This is a genomic window from Cellulosimicrobium sp. G4 BAM 1002 (assembly GCF_057126935.1).
The window spans coordinates 933,132-950,447 of sequence record NZ_CP182109.1 but is presented as its reverse complement, the minus strand read 5'-3'; the positions used below and the strand labels follow the sequence as shown (position 1 = coordinate 950,447).

The 17,316-nt window shown below is 72.4% G+C and carries 16 protein-coding genes; 7 read left to right on the top strand and 9 right to left on the bottom strand.

What is annotated here, in order from left to right; translation table 11 throughout:
* Nucleotides 1–189 precede the first annotated feature (189 nt).
* From ACMXGY_RS04435 to ACMXGY_RS04425, 3 genes are all read left to right on the top strand, one after another.
* Nucleotides 190–1,227, top strand: a complete 1,038-nt coding sequence (locus tag ACMXGY_RS04435; RefSeq protein ID WP_483775677.1) for a LacI family DNA-binding transcriptional regulator — start codon at nt 190–192, stop codon at nt 1,225–1,227.
* Nucleotides 1,228–1,392: 165 nt separating this feature from the next.
* A complete protein-coding gene (locus ACMXGY_RS04430; RefSeq protein WP_483775676.1) occupies nt 1,393–3,024 on the top strand; it encodes a glycoside hydrolase family 10 protein in 1,632 nt (543 codons plus the stop codon).
* A gap of 157 nt (nt 3,025–3,181) precedes the next feature.
* Nucleotides 3,182–4,564 (top strand): serine hydrolase domain-containing protein, encoded by a 1,383-nt coding sequence (locus tag ACMXGY_RS04425; RefSeq protein ID WP_483775675.1) that lies wholly within the window; start codon nt 3,182–3,184, stop codon nt 4,562–4,564.
* Here the strand turns inward: ACMXGY_RS04425 and ACMXGY_RS04420 are convergent.
* The 8 genes from ACMXGY_RS04420 to ACMXGY_RS04385 form a co-directional block, all read right to left on the bottom strand.
* Nucleotides 4,554–5,468 (bottom strand): carbohydrate ABC transporter permease, encoded by a 915-nt coding sequence (locus ACMXGY_RS04420; RefSeq protein ID WP_483775674.1) that lies wholly within the window; start codon nt 5,466–5,468, stop codon nt 4,554–4,556. The genes ACMXGY_RS04425 and ACMXGY_RS04420 overlap by 11 nt on opposite strands.
* Nucleotides 5,465–6,019 carry a hypothetical protein gene (locus ACMXGY_RS04415; protein WP_483775673.1) on the bottom strand — a complete coding sequence of 185 codons (555 nt, stop codon included), beginning with the start codon at nt 6,017–6,019 and terminating at the stop codon, nt 5,465–5,467. The genes ACMXGY_RS04420 and ACMXGY_RS04415 overlap by 4 nt, the downstream gene beginning before the upstream one ends.
* A complete protein-coding gene (locus ACMXGY_RS04410) occupies nt 6,003–7,340 on the bottom strand; it encodes a glycoside hydrolase family 28 protein (protein WP_483775672.1) in 1,338 nt (445 codons plus the stop codon). Before ACMXGY_RS04410 ends, ACMXGY_RS04415 begins: the two co-directional genes overlap by 17 nt.
* Before the next feature lie 114 nt (nt 7,341–7,454).
* Nucleotides 7,455–8,975 (bottom strand): extracellular solute-binding protein, encoded by a 1,521-nt coding sequence (locus ACMXGY_RS04405; protein ID WP_483775671.1) that lies wholly within the window; start codon nt 8,973–8,975, stop codon nt 7,455–7,457.
* Nucleotides 8,972–9,712 carry a YesL family protein gene (locus ACMXGY_RS04400; RefSeq protein WP_483775670.1) on the bottom strand — a complete coding sequence of 247 codons (741 nt, stop codon included), beginning with the start codon at nt 9,710–9,712 and terminating at the stop codon, nt 8,972–8,974. Before ACMXGY_RS04400 ends, ACMXGY_RS04405 begins: the two co-directional genes overlap by 4 nt.
* A 31-nt stretch (nt 9,713–9,743) precedes the next feature.
* Nucleotides 9,744–10,721: an ABC transporter permease gene (locus ACMXGY_RS04395; RefSeq protein WP_483775669.1), complete on the bottom strand. Its 978-nt coding sequence runs from the start codon at nt 10,719–10,721 to the stop codon at nt 9,744–9,746.
* 161 nt (nt 10,722–10,882) lie between these two features.
* The gene (locus ACMXGY_RS04390; RefSeq protein WP_483775668.1) at nt 10,883–11,713 is read right to left on the bottom strand and encodes a rhamnogalacturonan acetylesterase; all 831 of its coding nucleotides are present in this window, start codon (nt 11,711–11,713) and stop codon (nt 10,883–10,885) included.
* Between the two features lie 119 nt (nt 11,714–11,832).
* Nucleotides 11,833–12,546: a FadR/GntR family transcriptional regulator gene (locus ACMXGY_RS04385; protein WP_483775667.1), complete on the bottom strand. Its 714-nt coding sequence runs from the start codon at nt 12,544–12,546 to the stop codon at nt 11,833–11,835.
* Between the two features lie 174 nt (nt 12,547–12,720).
* On the opposite strand from ACMXGY_RS04385, the gene ACMXGY_RS04380 reads away from it, so the two are divergent.
* Genes ACMXGY_RS04380 through ACMXGY_RS04370 form a run of 3 tightly spaced genes read left to right on the top strand, consistent with a single transcriptional unit; the run spans nt 12,721 to nt 15,775 of the window.
* Complete coding sequence (locus ACMXGY_RS04380) at nt 12,721–13,506, top strand: (Fe-S)-binding protein (RefSeq protein ID WP_483775666.1); 786 nt, start codon at nt 12,721–12,723, stop codon at nt 13,504–13,506.
* Nucleotides 13,503–15,122 (top strand): LutB/LldF family L-lactate oxidation iron-sulfur protein, encoded by a 1,620-nt coding sequence (locus ACMXGY_RS04375; RefSeq protein WP_483775665.1) that lies wholly within the window; start codon nt 13,503–13,505, stop codon nt 15,120–15,122. Before ACMXGY_RS04380 ends, ACMXGY_RS04375 begins: the two co-directional genes overlap by 4 nt.
* Nucleotides 15,119–15,775, top strand: a complete 657-nt coding sequence (locus tag ACMXGY_RS04370; RefSeq protein WP_483775664.1) for a LutC/YkgG family protein — start codon at nt 15,119–15,121, stop codon at nt 15,773–15,775. Before ACMXGY_RS04375 ends, ACMXGY_RS04370 begins: the two co-directional genes overlap by 4 nt.
* 63 nt (nt 15,776–15,838) lie before the next feature.
* Here the strand turns inward: ACMXGY_RS04370 and ACMXGY_RS04365 are convergent, their stop codons facing one another.
* Complete coding sequence (locus tag ACMXGY_RS04365) at nt 15,839–16,480, bottom strand: NUDIX hydrolase (protein ID WP_483775663.1); 642 nt, start codon at nt 16,478–16,480, stop codon at nt 15,839–15,841.
* A gap of 91 nt (nt 16,481–16,571) precedes the next feature.
* Here ACMXGY_RS04365 and ACMXGY_RS04360 point away from each other — a divergent pair, with 91 nt between their 5' ends.
* Nucleotides 16,572–17,276 (top strand): uridine kinase family protein, encoded by a 705-nt coding sequence (locus ACMXGY_RS04360; RefSeq protein WP_483775662.1) that lies wholly within the window; start codon nt 16,572–16,574, stop codon nt 17,274–17,276.
* Nucleotides 17,277–17,316 lie beyond the last annotated feature (40 nt).

Sequence of the window (17,316 nt, the reverse complement as noted above, 5' to 3'; positions counted from 1 at the left end):
ACCTGTTGCCTCGGGACGCTAGACCGAACGAATCTGCGCCGTCAAGCGAGACGCAGGTCACGATTCGATGACGAGGTCCACCGCCGAGTCCCGCCGATTCACCCCCGCGACGCCGCGGATCCGCGTGAGGCCGACCGCGATCCGGTGCTACGGTTCCCTCGAAAGTTGCGACCAGTCACGAGGAGCAGCATGACCGTGCAGGACCGAGGCGGCGCCGCCGCGGGCGGCCCGGCGACCATCGCGTCCATCGCCGCGGAGGCGGGGGTCTCCGTCCCCACGGTCTCGAAGGTCCTCAACGGCAGGCCCGACGTCGCGGCTTCCACGCGCGCCCGGGTCGAGGCCGCGCTGGAGCGCCACCAGTACCGACGGCGCCGGTCCGCGCCGTCGACCCCGACGCCGCTCATCGACCTCGTGTTCCACCGCCTCGCCTCGGCGTGGTCGCTGGAGATCATCAAGGGCGTCGAGGACGCGGCGGCGGCCGCCGGCGTCGCCGTCGTGCTGTCCGAGCTCGGTGGCGAGCACCGGCCGCCCCAGGAGTGGCTCGACGGCGTCCTCGCCCGCCGTCCGCTCGGCGTCCTGCTCGTGCTGTCGAGCCTGGACCAGTGGCAGCGCCACCAGCTCGAGAGCCGCTCGATCCCCTTCGTCGTCGTCGACACCGAGGGCGAGCAGCCCGCGGGCGTCCCGACCGTCGGGTCGAACAACTGGAGCGGAGGGCTCTCCGCGACGCGGCACCTCCTCGGCCTGGGGCACCGACGCGTCGCGATCATCTCCGGACCCTCCGACGTGCTGTGCAGCCGGGCCCGCATCGACGGGTACCGCAGCGCGCACGACGAGGCCGGGATCCCCGTCGACCCCGAGCTCGTGCGGTACGGCGACTTCTACGTCGACGGCGGCTACGAGCACGGCAAGGCGCTGCTCTCGCGCGCGGACCGCCCGACGGCGATCTTCGCCGGGTCGGACATGCAGGCGCTCGGGGTGCTGCGCGCCGCGCGCGAGCTGGGGCTGCGCGTGCCCGAGGACCTCTCGGTCGTCGGCTACGACGACCTCCCGCTCGCGAGATGGATCGGCCCCGAGCTGACGACGGTGCACCAGCCGCTCCAGGACATGGCGGGGACGGCCACCCGCATGCTCCTCGACCTCGCGCGCGGTGAGCGGCCCGTCAACCAGCGCTTCGACCTCGCGACCGAGCTCGTGGTGCGCGAGAGCACGGCTCCACCGCGTTCCTGACGCGTCGACGCCCGCTCGCGCTCCAGCGCAAGAGTGCCTGCGCTGTCATGTGTAGAACGGTATCGATACCGATTGCCAAGCCCTCCGGAAGTGACTAGCGTCACTCGCGCACGTTTCGCGCCGACGAGCCAACGGTGGCTCGTCCCGGGAGGAAGAGGATCGACGATGACCCGAGCACTACCCCCGCGCACGACGAAGAACGGCAGGAGGACGGCCGTCGTGGCCGCCCTCGCCGCCCTGGTGGTCACCACCGGGATCGGTGTCGGTTCCGCACAGGCGGCCGGCTCCACCCTCGAGGCGGCGGCCGCCGAGTCCGGCCGCTACTTCGGCACCGCGCTCGCCGCCGGCCGGCTGTCCGACTCGACGTACTCGACCATCGCCAACCGCGAGTTCGACATGATCACGGCCGAGAACGAGATGAAGATGGACGCGACCGAGCCGTCGCAGAACCGGTTCAACTACGCCCAGGGCGACCAGATCGTGAGCTGGGCCACGAGCCGCGGCAAGCAGGTGCGCGGGCACGCGCTCGCCTGGCACTCGCAGCAGCCGGGCTGGATGCAGAACATGTCGGGCTCCGCGCTCCGCCAGGCGATGCTCAACCACGTGACGCAGGTCGCGACGCACTACCGCGGCAAGATCTACGCGTGGGACGTCGTCAACGAGGCCTTCGCCGACGGCAGCTCCGGCGGGCGCCGCGACTCGAACCTGCAGCGCACCGGCAACGACTGGATCGAGGCCGCGTTCCGCGCGGCCCGTGCCGCCGACCCCGGCGCCAAGCTCTGCTACAACGACTACAACACCGACAACTGGAGCCACGCGAAGACGCAGGGCGTCTACAACATGGTCCGCGACTTCAAGGCGCGCGGCGTGCCGATCGACTGCGTCGGCTTCCAGGCTCACTTCAACTCGGGCAACCCCGTGCCGAGCAACTACCACACGACGCTGCAGAACTTCGCCGACCTGGGCGTCGACGTGCAGATCACCGAGCTCGACATCGAGGGCTCCGGCTCGTCGCAGGCCGAGCAGTACCGCGGCGTCGTCCAGGCGTGCATGGCCGTGTCGCGCTGCACGGGCATCACGGTGTGGGGCGTGCGCGACACGGACTCGTGGCGCGCGTCGGGCACGCCGCTGCTGTTCGACGGCAACGGCAACAAGAAGGCCGCCTACACCGCCGTGCTCGACCAGCTCAACAGCGGTGACGGCAACCCCGGCGAGCCGGGCGAGCCGGGCGAACCCGGTGAGCCGGGCGACGGTTCCTGCACCGTGACCGTGACGCGCGGCGACTCCTGGGGCGACCGCTTCAACACCACGTTCCAGGTGTCCGGCGCGTCCGACTGGGTCGTGACCATCCGGACCGGCTCCGGCCAGAGCGTCCAGAGCTCCTGGAACGCCGCGGTCTCCGGCACGAGCGGCACCCTCACCGCGACACCGAACGGCAACGGCGACGCGTTCGGCGTCACGCTCTACTCCAACGGGAACACGACCCTCCCGACCGCCACGTGCGCGTCCGCGTCGGGCGGCGGTGACGGCGGTGGCGAGACCTGCACCGTGACCGTGACGCGCGGCGACTCCTGGGGCGACCGCTTCAACACCACGTTCCAGGTGTCCGGCGCGGCGAGCTGGGTCGTCACCATCCGGACCGGCTCCGGCCAGAGCCTCCAGAACTCCTGGAACGCCACGGTCTCCGGCACGAGCGGCACCTTGACCGCGAGGCCGAACGGCAGCGGCGACGCGTTCGGCGTCACGCTCTACTCGAACGGCAACACGACGCTCCCGACGGCCACCTGCTCGGCCTGACCGGACGGACGACCCGAGGCGGTGGGTTCCCCAGGGACCCACCGCCTCGGTGCGTCATGACGCCGTACCCCGGCGCTCTGGAAACCGGTTACCCTCGCCTCGACCCCTTCCGCGGCGACAGGTGCCTGCGGACCACCGTCGCCTCCGGAGGCTCCCCGTGCCCGACCTCGACCGTCTCGCCGCGGAGTCCGCCGCGCTCGGCATCGCCCTGCACAGCGTGGAGATGACGCTCGGCGCGGAGACGATCCTCCGTGCGGCGTGCCGACCGGCCGGCCCCGACGTCCCGCACCGCACCTACTCCGTCTCGAAGACCGTCACCGGCCTCGCCGTCGGGCTGCTCGCCGCCGAGGGTCACGTCGACCTCGACGCGTCGGTGACCACGTGGTTCGGCGAGCACGCCCCGTTCCACCCGTGGCTCGAGGCGACCACGCTGCGCGACGTCCTCGCGATGCGCGGCCCGCACGCCGCCACGACGTTCCGGCCCGGCGACCCGGCGTGGCTCGCGTCGTACTTCACGACGACCCCCACGCACCCGCCGGGCACCCTGTTCACGTACGACACGAGCGGGTCGTACGCCCTCGCGGCGCTCGTCGAGCGCGTCACCGGCACCTCGCTCGTCGACTACCTGCGCCCCCGACTCCTCGACCCGCTCGGCGTGAGCGCCGACGTCCGGTTCCTGCGCGGGCCCGACGGGTACAGCCACGGCGGGTCCGGCCTCGTCTGCCGCCCCCACGACCTCCTGCTCCTCGCCCGCCTCGTGCTCGCCGGCGGGGTGCACGACGGCGTCGCGCTGCTCCCGGCGGACTTCCTGCGCGACGCGACGTCGCCGCAGGTGGACACCGCGACCCAGACCTGGGGAACGCCGTTCCGGGGCGCGTACGGGTACCAGCAGTGGCTGCCCGAGCGCGGCGGGTTCCTGTGGTTCGGCCTCGGCGGGCAGATCGTCGCGGGCGACCCGCGCCACGACCTCGCGCTGGTCGTCACGGCCGACACGCAGGCGTGCCAGAACGGCGACCAGTGCCTCGTCAAGCTCGTCGAGCGCCACCTGCTCGACCCGCTCGTCGCCGCGTCGGGCCGCCCGGCCGCCCCCAGCGCGACGACGTCGCGCGCCCCGTCCGCCGAGCTCGCCTGGCCGGTGCCGGGCCACCGCGCCGAGCACGCCGTCGTCGTCACCGGCCGCTACCGGGCTTCCGCGAGCGCCGGCCCGGCGACCCTCGACCTCGACCTGCGGCCAGACGGCGTCGTGGTCGCCTCGGCCGACGACGACGGCTGGCGGCTCGCCGCCCACCCCGGCCGGGCGCTCCCTGGGACGCTCGGGCCCGACGCGCGGCCGTGCGTCGTCGCCGCGGGCTGGTCCGCGCCGCGCACGCTCGACGTCACGTGCTGGATGCTCGACGACGAGCTCGCGACGTTCCGGCTGCGCCTGCACGTGGGCGCGGACGACACTGTGGCCGTCCGCTCCCAGGGGTTCGGCGAGGGTGTCGACCCGCGGTGGACGTTCGTCGCCGCGTACGCGGCGGCGTCCGAGGTCAGCCCTTGACGGACCCGATGAGCGCGCCCTTGACGAAGTACTTCTGCAGCACCGGGTAGAGGATCAGCATCGGCAGGGTCGCGACGACGATGACCGCCATCTTCACCGACTGCGCGGGCGGGACGACGTCGACCGCGTTCGCGTCGCCGTTCATGCCGCTCGCGACGAGGACGATCTGGCGCAGGAGCACCTGGATCGGCCACTTCTCCGACGAGTTGATGTAGAGGATCGCGCTCTGGTACGTGTTCCAGTACGACACGGCGTAGAACAGCCCGATCGTCGCGATCGACGCGAGCGACAGCGGCAGCACGATGCGCCAGAACACCCCGAGGTCGGAGCACCCGTCGATGCGTGCCGCCTCCTCGAGGCTGTCGGGGATCGCCTGGAAGAAGCTGCGCATGATGACGAAGTTGAACGCGTTGATCGCGACCGGGAGGATCAGCGACCACAGCGAGTCGATGAGCCCGAGCTCCTTGACCACGATGAACGTGGGGATCATGCCGCCGCTGAAGAGCATGGTGAACACCACGAGGAAGTTCACGACGCGACGCCCCTTGAGGTACCGCTTCGACAGCGCGTAGGCCATGAGCGCCGTGAGCACGAGGCTGACGAGCGTCCCCACGACGGTGACGAACACCGAGATCCCCATCGCCCGGAAGATCGTCGGCGTCGACAGGATGTACCGGTAGGCGTCCAGGGAGAACGTCTCGGGGACGATGACGAACGGCCGCGTCGTCAGCTCGCCCGGGGTCGCGAACGAGCTGCCGATGATGTTGAGGAACGGGACCAGGCAGATCGCGGCGAACCCGCCGAGCACCAGGAAGTTCACCACCTGGAACGCGCGGCGCCCGACGGTCGGCCGGCGCCGTCGGCCCGACCGGCTCGTGACGGTCGCTGGGGTGCTCTTGCTCATCGTCGTACTCCCGTGCTGCTCGGTACTCGGGTGCTGGGTGCTCGCGCCGGGGACGGTCGTCCCTCGCGCGTGGTGCGGGTGCGCCGCAGGTCCTCGGGCGGCGGGAAGCGCCGCACCGCGAAGAGCGCGGCCGCGACGAAGAACCCGAACGCGACCGGGTAGAGGATCAGCTGGCTCCCGACGAGGCACGCGACCCCCGCGACGAGGAACCAGACGCCGCCCGTCGGCCGCCACGGCCGGTCCCGCGCGACGACGATCCCGACGACCGTCGCCGCCAGGACCGCGACGAGCGTGAACCCGAACCACGCGGCGAGGGTCCGCGCGGCGTCGTGGGCGGCGTCGGCCCCCGACGCCCCGGCCAGGACGATGCCCGCCTCCGTGAGGGCGGGGAGCACGTCGCGCTCGAACGACGCCGCGTCCGCGCGTCCGACGACCGCGGCGAACCCGCCGAGGAAGACGGTGCTCAGCGCGAGGCTCACGCCCGCGACCGCGATCTCCGCGGTGCGCCGCGGTGTGCGGTGGGGCGCGGCGCGCTCAGTCGACGTACGCACCGTTGACCCTCACGTCGCGACGGCGCACGTCCTCGCCGTGCTCGACGGCGAACCCCGGGCCGTCGCAGCCGTCCACCCGGACGCCGGAGAACACGACGCCGGAGACGAACGCGAGCTGGAAGCCCTGACGCGCGACCTCCTCGACGTCGTCGGCCATCGCCGGGTAGCCGCGGACCGCGTCGGGCGCGAAGGAGATCGCGACGTCGTCGAACGTGACGTCCTCGACGGGCCGCTCCGGCAGGCCGCGGAGGTACCCCGCCGCGGCGTGCGCCCCGCGGACCGTGACGTGCGCGACGTGCAGGCGCCTGACCAGCGGCGTCGAGTCGTCCACCGGGCGCGGCGCGCGGTCGGCGACGACCGGGTCCTTGCCGCCGGGCCCGCAGAAGTACGCCGTGTTCACCACGAACGGGCACATCACGCCGTCCATGACGACGTTCGACACCCGCACGTCCTCGACGACTCCCCCGCGACCGCGCCGGGTCTTGACCCGGATGCCGCGGTCGGTGCCCTGGAACACGCAGTTGCTGATCACGACGTTGCGCACGCCGCCAGCCATCTCGGACCCGATGACGACCCCGCCGTGCCCGTGCACCATCGTGCAGCCGGTGACGACGACGTTCTCGCACGCGACCCGCTCCGGCGACGCCTCGGTGCCGGCCTTGATGGCGATGCAGTCGTCGCCGACGTCGATGTGGCAGTCGGTGATCCGCACGTTCCGGCACGACTCGGGGTCGATCCCGTCGGTGTTGGGCGAGTCGGCGGGGTTGAGGATCCGCACCCCGGAGATCGACACGTCCTCGCACAGCAGCGGGTGCACGGTCCAGCTCGGCGAGTCGCGCAGCGTGACGTCACGGATCGTCACGCGACGGCACCCGTGCAGGCCGATCAGCGTGGGGCGGGGGTGCTCGAGCGAGGCACGGTCGCGGCGGAAGGCGTCCCACCACGGCCGCCCTCCGCCGTCGACCGTGCCGAGGCCCGTGATCGCGACGTCCGTCTCTCCGTGCGCGTAGAGGCACGGGGAGTAGATGCGCGCAGGGGCCCCCTCCCACCGCGCGTCGACGACCGGGTAGAGGTCGCGGTCCGCGGCGAAGGTCAGGACGGCGCCGGCCGCCAGGTGCAGCTCGACGTGCGAGCGCAGGCGCAGCGCCCCGGTGGTCCAGCGGCCGGCAGGCACGAGGACGCGGCCGCCGCCCGCAGCGGCCGCGGCGTCGATCGCGCCCTGGATCACCGGCGTCGCCAGGACGCCGGGCACCTCGCCGGACGCCTCGGCGGGTACCTCGGCAGGTACTGCGCCGAGCTCTCGGATGTCGTACGTGGTCACGGTGTTCCTGTCGGGTCGGGCCGGCTTCTTCCGGGCGTTCTCCCGGGCGCCGCCGGTGCGGCGGGGGGTGCGGTGCGTGCGTGCGCACCCCCCGCCCGTCGGTGGTTGACGGCGTCAGCCGCCGTTGATCTCGGTGTAGCTCGCCGTGAACTCCTCGATCACGGCGTCGATGCCCTGCCCGCGCAGGCTCTCGATCACCGCGTCGAACTCGTCCATGTCGATCTGCCCGGTGATGTAGCGGTTGTAGGCGTCGTTGACCTGCTGGTCGATGAGCGACCACTGCGCGTCGTACGTCGCGGACGTGAGCGACTGCGCCGGGTTGAACACCACGTACTCGTCGTTCTCGGCCATGAGGGTGTTCGCGAGGTTGGTGTACTCGTTCGACGACTCGAACGTCGTGACGAGCTCCGACGGCCGGGACGAGCCGAACGGCTGCACCTCCTGCTCCCACACGGGGTTGATCTGCGTCACGACACCGGCCTCGTCGAGCTCGTAGTGCGTGCCCTCGACGCCGTTCGTCATGAGGTCGAACGCCTCGGGGTCGAGGAGCTTGTCGATGAAGCCGAGGACCACCCTGAGGTCGGCCTCGGTCTCGACGCTCGACCTCGGGATCGCGAGCCAGCCACCCATGCCGCCGCTGGTGTCCGTGAGGATGCGGCGCGGGACGTCGCCGAACGTCATGTCGTTGACCTGGGCCCACTCCATCGGCGTCGCGGGGTCGGCCTCGAGCGCGGCCTGGTGGAAGTTCTTCGCCTCGAAGAGGCCGGTGACGACGATGCCGCCCTTGCCCTGGACGATGCCGTCCTTCTGGTTCTGCTTCTGGACGGTCACGAACTCCTGGTTGACCCAGCCGTTCGCGTAGACGTCCCGGTACCACTCCATGGCGTCCTTGTACTCGTCCGTCGTGAAGCTCGGGACGACCTCCTCGTCCTCGGTCAGCGTGAAGAGCTGCCCCGCGCCGAAGTAGCCGGCGAGCGAGCGGAAGCCGACGCCGTACGACTCCTCGCGGTCGTAGAACCCGACCGTGTCGGCCACGCCGTTGCCGTCGGGGTCGTCCTCGGTGAACGCCCGCGCGACCTCGGTGAGGTCCTCGATCGTGTGCGGCACCTCGAGCCCGAGGTTGTCGAGCCAGTCCTTGCGGACCAGCACGCCGTAGCGGGCCTGCGGCTTCTGGAAGGGCACGCCGTACAGGTGGCCGTCGATCTTCGCCGACTCCAGGGTGCCCTCCGGGATCTTGGCGAGGTTGGGGAAGTCGGCGAGGTACTCCTCGACGTCCCAGAACTGCCCCTGGGTCATCGACTGGCGCACGGTCGTGTTGGTGATGCTCGTCAGCGAGACGAGGTCACCGAGCGAGTCGGACGCCAGCGCGGCGTTGATCTTCTCGTCCCTCGACGCGTCGGGCACCCACTGGAACTCGATGCCGAGCCCGGTGTGCTCCTCGAGCGCCTTCTCGATGACCCCGTCGGGCTCCGGGGTCGTCGCGGTGTGCAGCATCGTCATCCAGGTGATGCTGTCCTTGGTGCTCTCCTCGGCGCCGGCGCCCTTCTCCTCCTCGCCGCCGCCGCCGCAGGCGGTCAGCGCGAGCGCGAGCGCGGCGGTCGCGGCGACGGCCGCTCCGATCCTGGTCTTCCTCATGCGGGGTGTTCCTCTCGTTCCGGTACGCGACGAGCCACGCGCGTCCTTGCTGCTGTGGTGAGGTGTCCTCGGTCGGCGTCGTCGCCGACCGTCGTCGTGCCTGGCTGCGGTGCCAGGCGTCGTGAGGGTTGTCCGGGTTCCTCCTCGAGGTCTCGGTAGACGACACGGGTCACGAGCCCGACGGCGGCGGCCGGGAGGGCCGCCCCGAGCAGGGCCAGGACGGGGAGCGCGAAGCGGTACAGCAGGGACGCCGTCACGAGCACCACGGCGCCGCCGAGGATCGTGAGGTGCAGCGACCCGAGGCCGACCATGAGGGACGCGGCGACCGTCTCGCGGACGGTGCGCACGTCGAGCGCGGCCAGGACGGAGAACGCGTACGAGAGCGAGACGGCGAGCAGGACGAGGGCCACGAGGTTGAGCACCCGCACGGTCCAGCTCGTGGACGCGGAGAGGTTGGTCACGACGACGGCCCCCGCGCCGAGGTAGACCCAGCCGAGCGCGGCCGAGCGCCAGAAGTGCTCGCGCACGGCGGCCACGAACGCGGGCACCACCGGTGGCTCCTCCCCGAGCCGGAACCACCGGTCGACGTACCGGGCCAGCGCGTACGACGCCGGGCCGAACCCCAGGACCCCGAGGCCGAGCACGGTCGTGGCGAGCCACAGCAGGTTGAGGAGGACGAGGCGGTAGGCGCCGGCCAGGAAGGTGTTGACGCGCACGAAGCCCTCGAAGGAGAACATGACGGTCCCGCTCCACCGACGGCGGGGGCCGTCAGTAGACCCCTTCCTCGCCGAGGCGCTTCGCGAGCTTGTTGGCGAGGACGACGAGGACGAGACCCACGAGCCCCTTGAAGAGGCCGACGGCGGTCGCGTAGCTGAACTGCCCGTTGACGATGCCCGTGGTGTACACGTACGTGTCGAAGATGTCGGCGACCTCGCGGTTGAGCGAGTTCATCACGAGGAACATGTGCTCGAAGCCGAGCTCCATGATGTCGCCGATGCTGAGGATGAGCATGACGATGATCGTCGGCCGGATGGCCGGCAGCGTGATGTGCCAGGTCTGGCGGAGGCGTCCCGCGCCGTCGAGCTCGGCGGCCTCGTAGAGCTGCTCGTCGACGGCCGTGATGGCCGCGAGGTAGACGATCGTGCCCCACCCCGCGCCACGCCAGATCTCCTGGAAGACGTACATCGGCCGGAGCCAGTCGGGGTCGGTGAGGAACGGGACGGGCTCGCCGCCGAGGCTGACGATGACGTTGTTGATGCTCCCGCCGTCGATGGTCAGCATCACGTAGAAGATCGAGACGATGATGACCCACGACATGAAGTGCGGCAGGTAGACGATCGTCTGCACGGACTTCTTGAGGAACTTGGTGCGCACCTCGTTGAGCAGGAGCGCGAGCACGATCGGCGTCGGGAACGCGAAGGCGAGCAGCAGCCCGGAGATGACGAGCGTGTTGCGCAGCAGGACGAGGAACGTGTCCTCGGTGAAGAGCCGGACGAAGTTGTCGAAGCCGACCCACTCGCTGCCGGTGAACCCCAGGAACGGCTGGTAGTTCTGGAACGCGATGACGATCCCGCCCATGGGGACGTACTTGAAGACGAGGAAGTACACGACCCCGGGCAGGATCATCAGGTAGAGCGCCCGGTGCTTCCAGAACCCGCTCGCCGTGGACCTGCGGCGGGGTGCGGCAGGGCGCGGGGCGCGAGTGCTCCCCTGCCCGACCGGGCGGGTCGCCGTCGTGACGCTCATGCAGCCGTTCCTCATCTCTTCTTCGAGCATGGAATCCGCTTTCCCACGGAGTATTTTTCGCATACCAGGCGGGAAACCGGTTTCTTGACGCACAGTAGCAGCCCCGTCGGCCGAGGCCAAGAGCCCGTCCGGCGCGAGCCGGCCGACCTCGGTGGGGTGACTCAGTCGGGAAGCGCGCCCTCGGCCCACCGGAACCAGTCCGTCGGGACCGAGGTGTCCAGATGGACCACGTCGTCCTGGGCGAGCACGCCCGCGGACACCAGGCCGGCGGTGACCAGACGCGCCACCGCGCCGGCGCCCGTCGGGCTCAGGTGGGTGTCGTCGCGACGGCCGCCCGCGTGCAGGAAGTACCGCCGCGTCTCGTCCGGGCCGAGGCTCTGCCACAGGGCGAGCGACTGCGCCTGGGCGTCGACGAGCGGTACGCCCTCGCGCCGGGCGAGCGCACGCATCGCGTCCGGGTACTCCCCGTGCCCCGCGACGGCTCGCCCGTCGGTGCCGAAGGCGCGCCGCTCGATCGGCGTCACGAGGACGGGCTGCGCGCCGCCTCGCCGCGCGGCCTCGACCAGGGTCAGCAGTGCCGCCTGGTACGTGGTCCACGGGTCGGTGAAGCGTTCCGGGTCGTCGACCTTCGCGTCGTTGTGGCCGAACTGCACGACGAGGACGTCGCCCGCGCACAGGGATCCGACGACGCGCTCGAGCCCGCCGAGCGCGAGGAACGAGGCGCTGCTGCGCCCGTTGCGCGCGTGGTTCACGACCCCGTGCCGGCGCAGGTAGTACCCGAGCCCCATGCCCCACCCGGTCTCGGGCGCGGCGTCGCGGAGCTTCGGCGCCGCGGTGGAGTCGCCCGCGAGGTGGACGGCGCGCGTCGCGCGGCCCTCGGGATCGCCTGCCCCGCTGCTCGTCACCTCGTACCCCTCGCGCGCCACGGAGGCCCTGCTCGCGTCCACGTCGACCACGCCCTTCGTCTCGGCCCCACGGGCGACGATGCCCACGGGCGCGGCGTGCTGCCGCTGGCAAACGCTTACCCGCTCGTCGAGCGCCGAGCGCCGTCGCGCGGGTAACCGGTTTCCAGGACCCTACCGCACGCCGGGTGTCGGGTCGTCCACCGGCATCAGAGCCCCGACTCGCGGTAGAAGCCCTCGATGTGCGCACGCACCCGCTGCACCGCGCCGTCGGCCTGACCGGTGGCCACCGCCTCGAGCACGGCGCGGTGCTCGGAGCGCAGGCGCGCCGCCGTGCGCTCCCACGACGGCAGCGCTGCGCCGCCCTGCGCGACGTAGGCCTCGATCGCCCCGCGCAGACCTGTCATCACCGCCTCGACGAGCGCGTTCCCCGCGAGCCGCACGAGGAGCAGGTGGAACGACGCGTCGAGCTCGCGGAACGCCTCCGCGGAGAGCGCCAGGTCGTCCATGCGGTCGAGGAGCGTCCGAGCCTCGGCGAGCACGGCAGCCACGTCGCCGACCGCCACCCCGGCGGCCGCGACCCGTTCCGCCGCCACTCCGACGGCCCACGTCTCGAGCAGGACCCGTGTCTCGACGACGTCGCGCACGGCGAGCGTCCCCGAGGCGACGTGGAGCCGCACGGCCGCGCCCAGCCCGGCCGCGGGCCGGTCGATCACCGTCGCGCCGGCGTCGGGCCCCGAGCCGACCGCCGTCCGCACGATGCCCATGGCTTCCAGGACGCGGATCGCCTCACGGACCGACGGTCGCGAGACCCCGAGCTCCTCGGCGAGCGCGCGTTCGGCCGGCAGCCGCTCGCCGAGGGCCCAGCGGCCTGCAGCGAGGTCCGCCTCGATCCGGGCGAGGACGCGCTCGTGGGTACGCACGCGCTCAGCGTAGGCCAGCACCATGCCCTGTGGTCAGACCACGCCGTGCGGCATGGTCTAGAGTGGCCGCACTGTGGTCAGACCACAGCCGCGGCGCCTCGCCACGGTGGTCTCCCCGCGCGGCTGCGCCGCCGTGCGGCGAGACTGGACCGACTCCCCCTCCCCGGAGCGACCATGCGCATAGCCCTCACCGCGACCTGCATCGGCGACGTGATGTTCCCCCAGGCACCGCGCGCCACCGCCCTCCTCCTCGAGCGCCTCGGGCACGAGGTGTTCTTCCCCGAGCGCCAGACCTGCTGCGGCCAGATGCACGTCAACACCGGGTACATGGACGAGGCCGTGCCGGTGATCCGGCACCACGTCGAGACGTTCTCCCCCGTGCTCGACGGCGAGTGGGACGCGGTCGTCGTGCCGTCCGGGTCGTGCACAGGGTCGATCCGCCACCAGCAGGGCATGGTGTGCCGGCGCGCGGGCCTCGACGCGCTCGGCGCCACGGCGGACGCGGTCGCCGCACGGACGTACGAGCTGTCCGAGCTGCTCGTCGACGTGCTCGGCGTGACCGACGTCGGCGCCTACTTCCCGCACCGGGTCACCTACCACCCGACGTGCCACTCGCTGCGCATGATCCACGTCGGCGACAAGCCGCTGCAGCTGCTGCGCGCGGTCGAGGGGATCGACCTCGTCGAGCTGCCCGAGGCCGAGTCGTGCTGCGGGTTCGGCGGCACGTTCGCGCTGAAGAACGCCGAGACGTCGACCGCGATGCTGGCGGACAAGATGGCCCACGTGCAGTCCACGGGAGCCGAGGTGGTCACCGCCGGCGACTACTCGTGCCTCATGCACATCGGCGGCGGGCTGTCGCGCATCCGGGCGGGCGTGCGCACGCTCCATCTCGCAGAGATCCTCGCGTCGACGAAGGACGCGCCCGCCCCGGCCGCGACCACGAGCGGAGGCGCACGGTGAGCACGTTCCTCGGGCTGCCCCGGTCGCGGCGCCACCCCGACGCGCCGGTCGCGGACGAGCCGTTCGGTGCCGTCCCGCACCCCGACGCTCCCCTGCGCTGGGGCGCCGCCTTCCCCGACGCCGCACGCGAGGCGCTGCAGAACACCCAGCTCCGCCGCAACCTGGCCCACGCCACGTCGACCATCCGCGCCAAGCGCGCGCTCGTCGTCGACGAGGTGCCCGACTGGGAGGCGCTGCGCGACGCCGGGTCCGCGATCAAGACCGACGTCATGGCCCGCCTGCCCGAGCTCCTCGAGGAGCTGGAGCGCAACGTCGTCGCACGCGGCGGCGTCGTGCACTGGGCGCGCGACGCGGAGGAGGCGAACCGGGTCGTCGCCGACCTCGTGAGGGCGAAGGGCGTCGACGAGGTCGTCAAGGTCAAGTCCATGGCGACGCAGGAGATCGGGCTCAACGAGGCACTCGCCGCCGAGGGCGTCGCGGCGTACGAGACGGACCTCGCCGAGCTCATCGTGCAGCTCGCCGACGACATGCCGTCGCACATCCTCGTCCCCGCGATCCACCGCAACCGTGCCGAGATCCGCGAGATCTTCCTCGCGCGCATGGGCGACGCCCCGCCCGACCTGTCCGACGTCCCCCGTGAGCTCGCGATGGCCGCGCGCGCCCACCTGCGCCGCAAGTTCCTCTCGGCGAAGGTCGCGATCAGCGGCGCGAACTTCGGCGTCGCGGACACCGGGACCCTCACCGTCGTCGAGTCCGAGGGCAACGGGCGCATGTGCCTCACGCTCCCCGAGACGCTCATCACCGTGATGGGGATCGAGAAGGTCGTGCCGACGTACCCCGACCTCGAGGTGTTCCTCCAGCTCCTGCCCCGCTCGTCGACGGGCGAGCGCATGAACCCCTACACGTCCCTGTGGACGGGCGTCACGCCGGGCGACGGTCCCCAGGAGTTCCACCTCGTGCTCCTCGACAACGGCCGCACCGACGTCCTCGCCGACGAGGTGGGCCGGGCCGCGCTGCACTGCATCCGCTGCTCCGCGTGCCTCAACGTGTGCCCGGTGTACGAGCGCGTCGGCGGTCACGCGTACGGGTCGGTGTACCCCGGCCCGATCGGCGCGATCCTCACCCCGCAGCTCACGAAGGGCTCCGGAGGGCTGGGCGGTCACGGCGACCCCAACGCCTCGCTCCCCTACGCCTCGACCCTGTGCGGCGCGTGCTACGAGGTGTGCCCCGTGAAGATCGACATCCCGTCCATCCTCGTCGAGCTGCGTGCGCGCGAGGTCGACGCGGACCGGGGCGGCCTGCCCACGGGGTGGGGTGCGGCGATGACGGCGGCGTCGTTCGTCATGTCGGACGCCCGGCGCTTCGAGCTCGCGGAGAAGGCGGCCGGGCTCGGACGCGTCGTCGCCGGGCAGAAGGGCCGGATCTCGACGCTCCCCCCGCCCGCGTCCGCGTGGACCCGCTCGCGCGACCTCCCCGCCCCCGCGAAGCAAACCTTCCGCGACTGGTGGCGTGACCGCCCGGTCCCGGTCCGACCCGCCGAACCCGGGGTCGCTGGGCACGACGACGCCCCGGTGACCCGCGACCCCGGGTTCGACGAGGAGGGCGAGGCCCGATGAGCGCGCGGGACGACGTGCTCGCGCGCGTCCGGGCGGCGCTCGGCGGGTCGACGGCGCAGGGTCGCCCGACGGCGGTCCCCCGCGACTACCGCGCGCACGGAGAGCTCGCGCCGGGCTCGGCCGAGGCCGTCGAGGTCCTGATCGACCGGCTCGTGGACTACCGGGCGCACGTGCACCGTGCCGGCACCCCGACGGAGGTGGGCACGATCGTCGGCGACCTGCTCGCGGACGCGGCGTCCGTCGTCGTTCCCCCGGGTCTGGACGAGGCGTGGCTGGCTGCGCTAGGGGCGGGGACCGCCGTCGTGCACGACGCGCGCGACGACCCGCGGACGCCCGACGAGCTCGACCACGTGGACGCCGTCGTCACCGGCGCCCGCGTCGCGATCGCGGACACCGGCACGATCGTCCTCGACGGCGAGCCCGACCAGGGCCGCCGCGCCATCACGCTCGTGCCGGACCTGCACGTGTGCGTCGTGCGCACGGACCAGGTCCTGCACACCGTCCCGGAGGCGGTGCGGCTGCTCGCCGCGCACCCGGAGCGCCCGCAGACGTGGATCAGCGGCCCGAGCGCGACGAGCGACATCGAGCTCTCGCGCGTCGAGGGCGTGCACGGTCCGCGCACGCTCCACGTGGTCCTCGCCCCGCCGAGGTAGAACTTTGGTCCGCGAGGTAGAACTCTGGTCTTCACCACGGTTCTACCTCGGCGTACCAGCGTTCTACCTCGCGAGGAGTCCTGCCCGACGGCGGTGGCGCACCTCCGCGAGGACCGTCGCCAGCCGGACGGGGAAGTCGGGCGGGCACCCTGCCGGCAGGTCGTCCACGGCGAACCACGCGACGTCCTCGCTCTCGTCACTCACGACCGTCCGCGCGTCCGGGTCGGCGAACGCGACGAACCCGACGTCCCAGTGCGTCCGGCACGTCCCGAACGCGGCCGCGAGGTCGTGGCGGTGCACGTCGACGGGCGCCGACGGTCGTACGTCCGGGCCGGCCGACGCGTCGGGGTCGAACGGGACGAGGCCGTCGACGCCGCTCTCCTCGCGCGCCTCGCGGTAGGCGGCGCCCGCGAGGGTCGTGTCGCCCGGCTCGGTGTGGCCGCCCACCTGGACCCAGAACTGGCCCTTTCGGTGGAAGCAGAGCAGGACGCGGTCGAGGTCCGGACTGAGCACGAAGCAGCTCGCCGTGAGGTGCTGCGGCCCGCCGTCGCGACGCACGGCGTCGGCTCGCGGGCCGGCGTCACCGCGGACGAACGCGCGGTACTCCGCCGCGAGCACCGCCTGCTGGTCGTCGACCGGCTCCCACCGGTCGAGGCGTGCGAGGGCGTCACGGGCGAGCAGGGCAGCGGGGTCGGGCGTGGTCACCGAGGAAGGCTACGTCGAGCACGCCCTCTTCCCGACCGTCACCGCCCGGCGAGGGCGCCACCTCCCGCGCGCACTGCGAGAATGGGGTCCCGTGAGCGACCCTCAGCACGACGGAGGCCCGGCCGGCGCCGGTGCGGACCAGGCGACCGACGACCACGGCGCGGACCCCGCGCTCTTCGACCTCCCGCCCGGCTCGCGCGAGGTCCCGACGCGCGTCGTGCTCCTGACGGGCGCGTCCGGCTCGGGCAAGACGTCGCTCACGCGCCGCCTCGGGCTGCCGGTCGTCGCGCTGGACGACTTCTACCTCGACCACGACCATCCCGGTCTGCCGCAGCGGTTCGGGATCGTCGACTGGGACGACCCCCGGTCGTGGGACGCCGACGGCGCCGTCGCGGCGCTGGTGCAGCTCGCCCGCACCGGGCACGCCGACGTCCCCGTGTACGACATCCCGACGTCGCGCCGCACCGGGACGACGCACCTCGACGTGACCGGCTCGCGGATCGTCCTCGCGGAGGGCATCTTCGCCGCGGAGATCGTCGCGGCGTGCCGCGCCGAGGACGTCCTGGCCGACGCGATCTGCCTGCGCCGCCCACGCCTCGTCTCCTTCTGGTTCCGCCTGCTGCGCGACCTCGCGGAGATGCGCAAGCCGCCGCTCACGCTCGTGCGCCGCGGCTGGGCGCTCCTGCGCGCGGAGCCGGCACTCGTGCGCCACTGGGTCTCGCTCGGGTGCCGTGCCCTGTCCCCCGTCCAGGCCGAGAAGGAGATCCGCACGCTCCTGCGCCCGGCCTCGGCGTAGGTGTCAGGCTCGCGGGTCGGCGACCTCGATCGTCGCGGCC

Excerpts from the sequence above, each read along its gene's own strand:
- ACMXGY_RS04435 (WP_483775677.1), top strand. The coding sequence starts at position 190 with ATGACCGTGCAGGACCGAGGCGGCGCCGCCGCGGGCGGCCCGGCGACC.
- ACMXGY_RS04430 (WP_483775676.1), top strand. The coding sequence starts at position 1,393 with ATGACCCGAGCACTACCCCCGCGCACGACGAAGAACGGCAGGAGGACG.
- ACMXGY_RS04420 (WP_483775674.1), bottom strand. The coding sequence starts at position 5,468 with ATGAGCAAGAGCACCCCAGCGACCGTCACGAGCCGGTCGGGCCGACGG.
- ACMXGY_RS04405 (WP_483775671.1), bottom strand. The coding sequence starts at position 8,975 with ATGAGGAAGACCAGGATCGGAGCGGCCGTCGCCGCGACCGCCGCGCTC.
- ACMXGY_RS04400 (WP_483775670.1), bottom strand. The coding sequence starts at position 9,712 with ATGTTCTCCTTCGAGGGCTTCGTGCGCGTCAACACCTTCCTGGCCGGC.
- ACMXGY_RS04395 (WP_483775669.1), bottom strand. The coding sequence starts at position 10,721 with ATGAGCGTCACGACGGCGACCCGCCCGGTCGGGCAGGGGAGCACTCGC.
- ACMXGY_RS04380 (WP_483775666.1), top strand. The coding sequence starts at position 12,721 with ATGCGCATAGCCCTCACCGCGACCTGCATCGGCGACGTGATGTTCCCC.
- ACMXGY_RS04370 (WP_483775664.1), top strand. The coding sequence starts at position 15,119 with ATGAGCGCGCGGGACGACGTGCTCGCGCGCGTCCGGGCGGCGCTCGGC.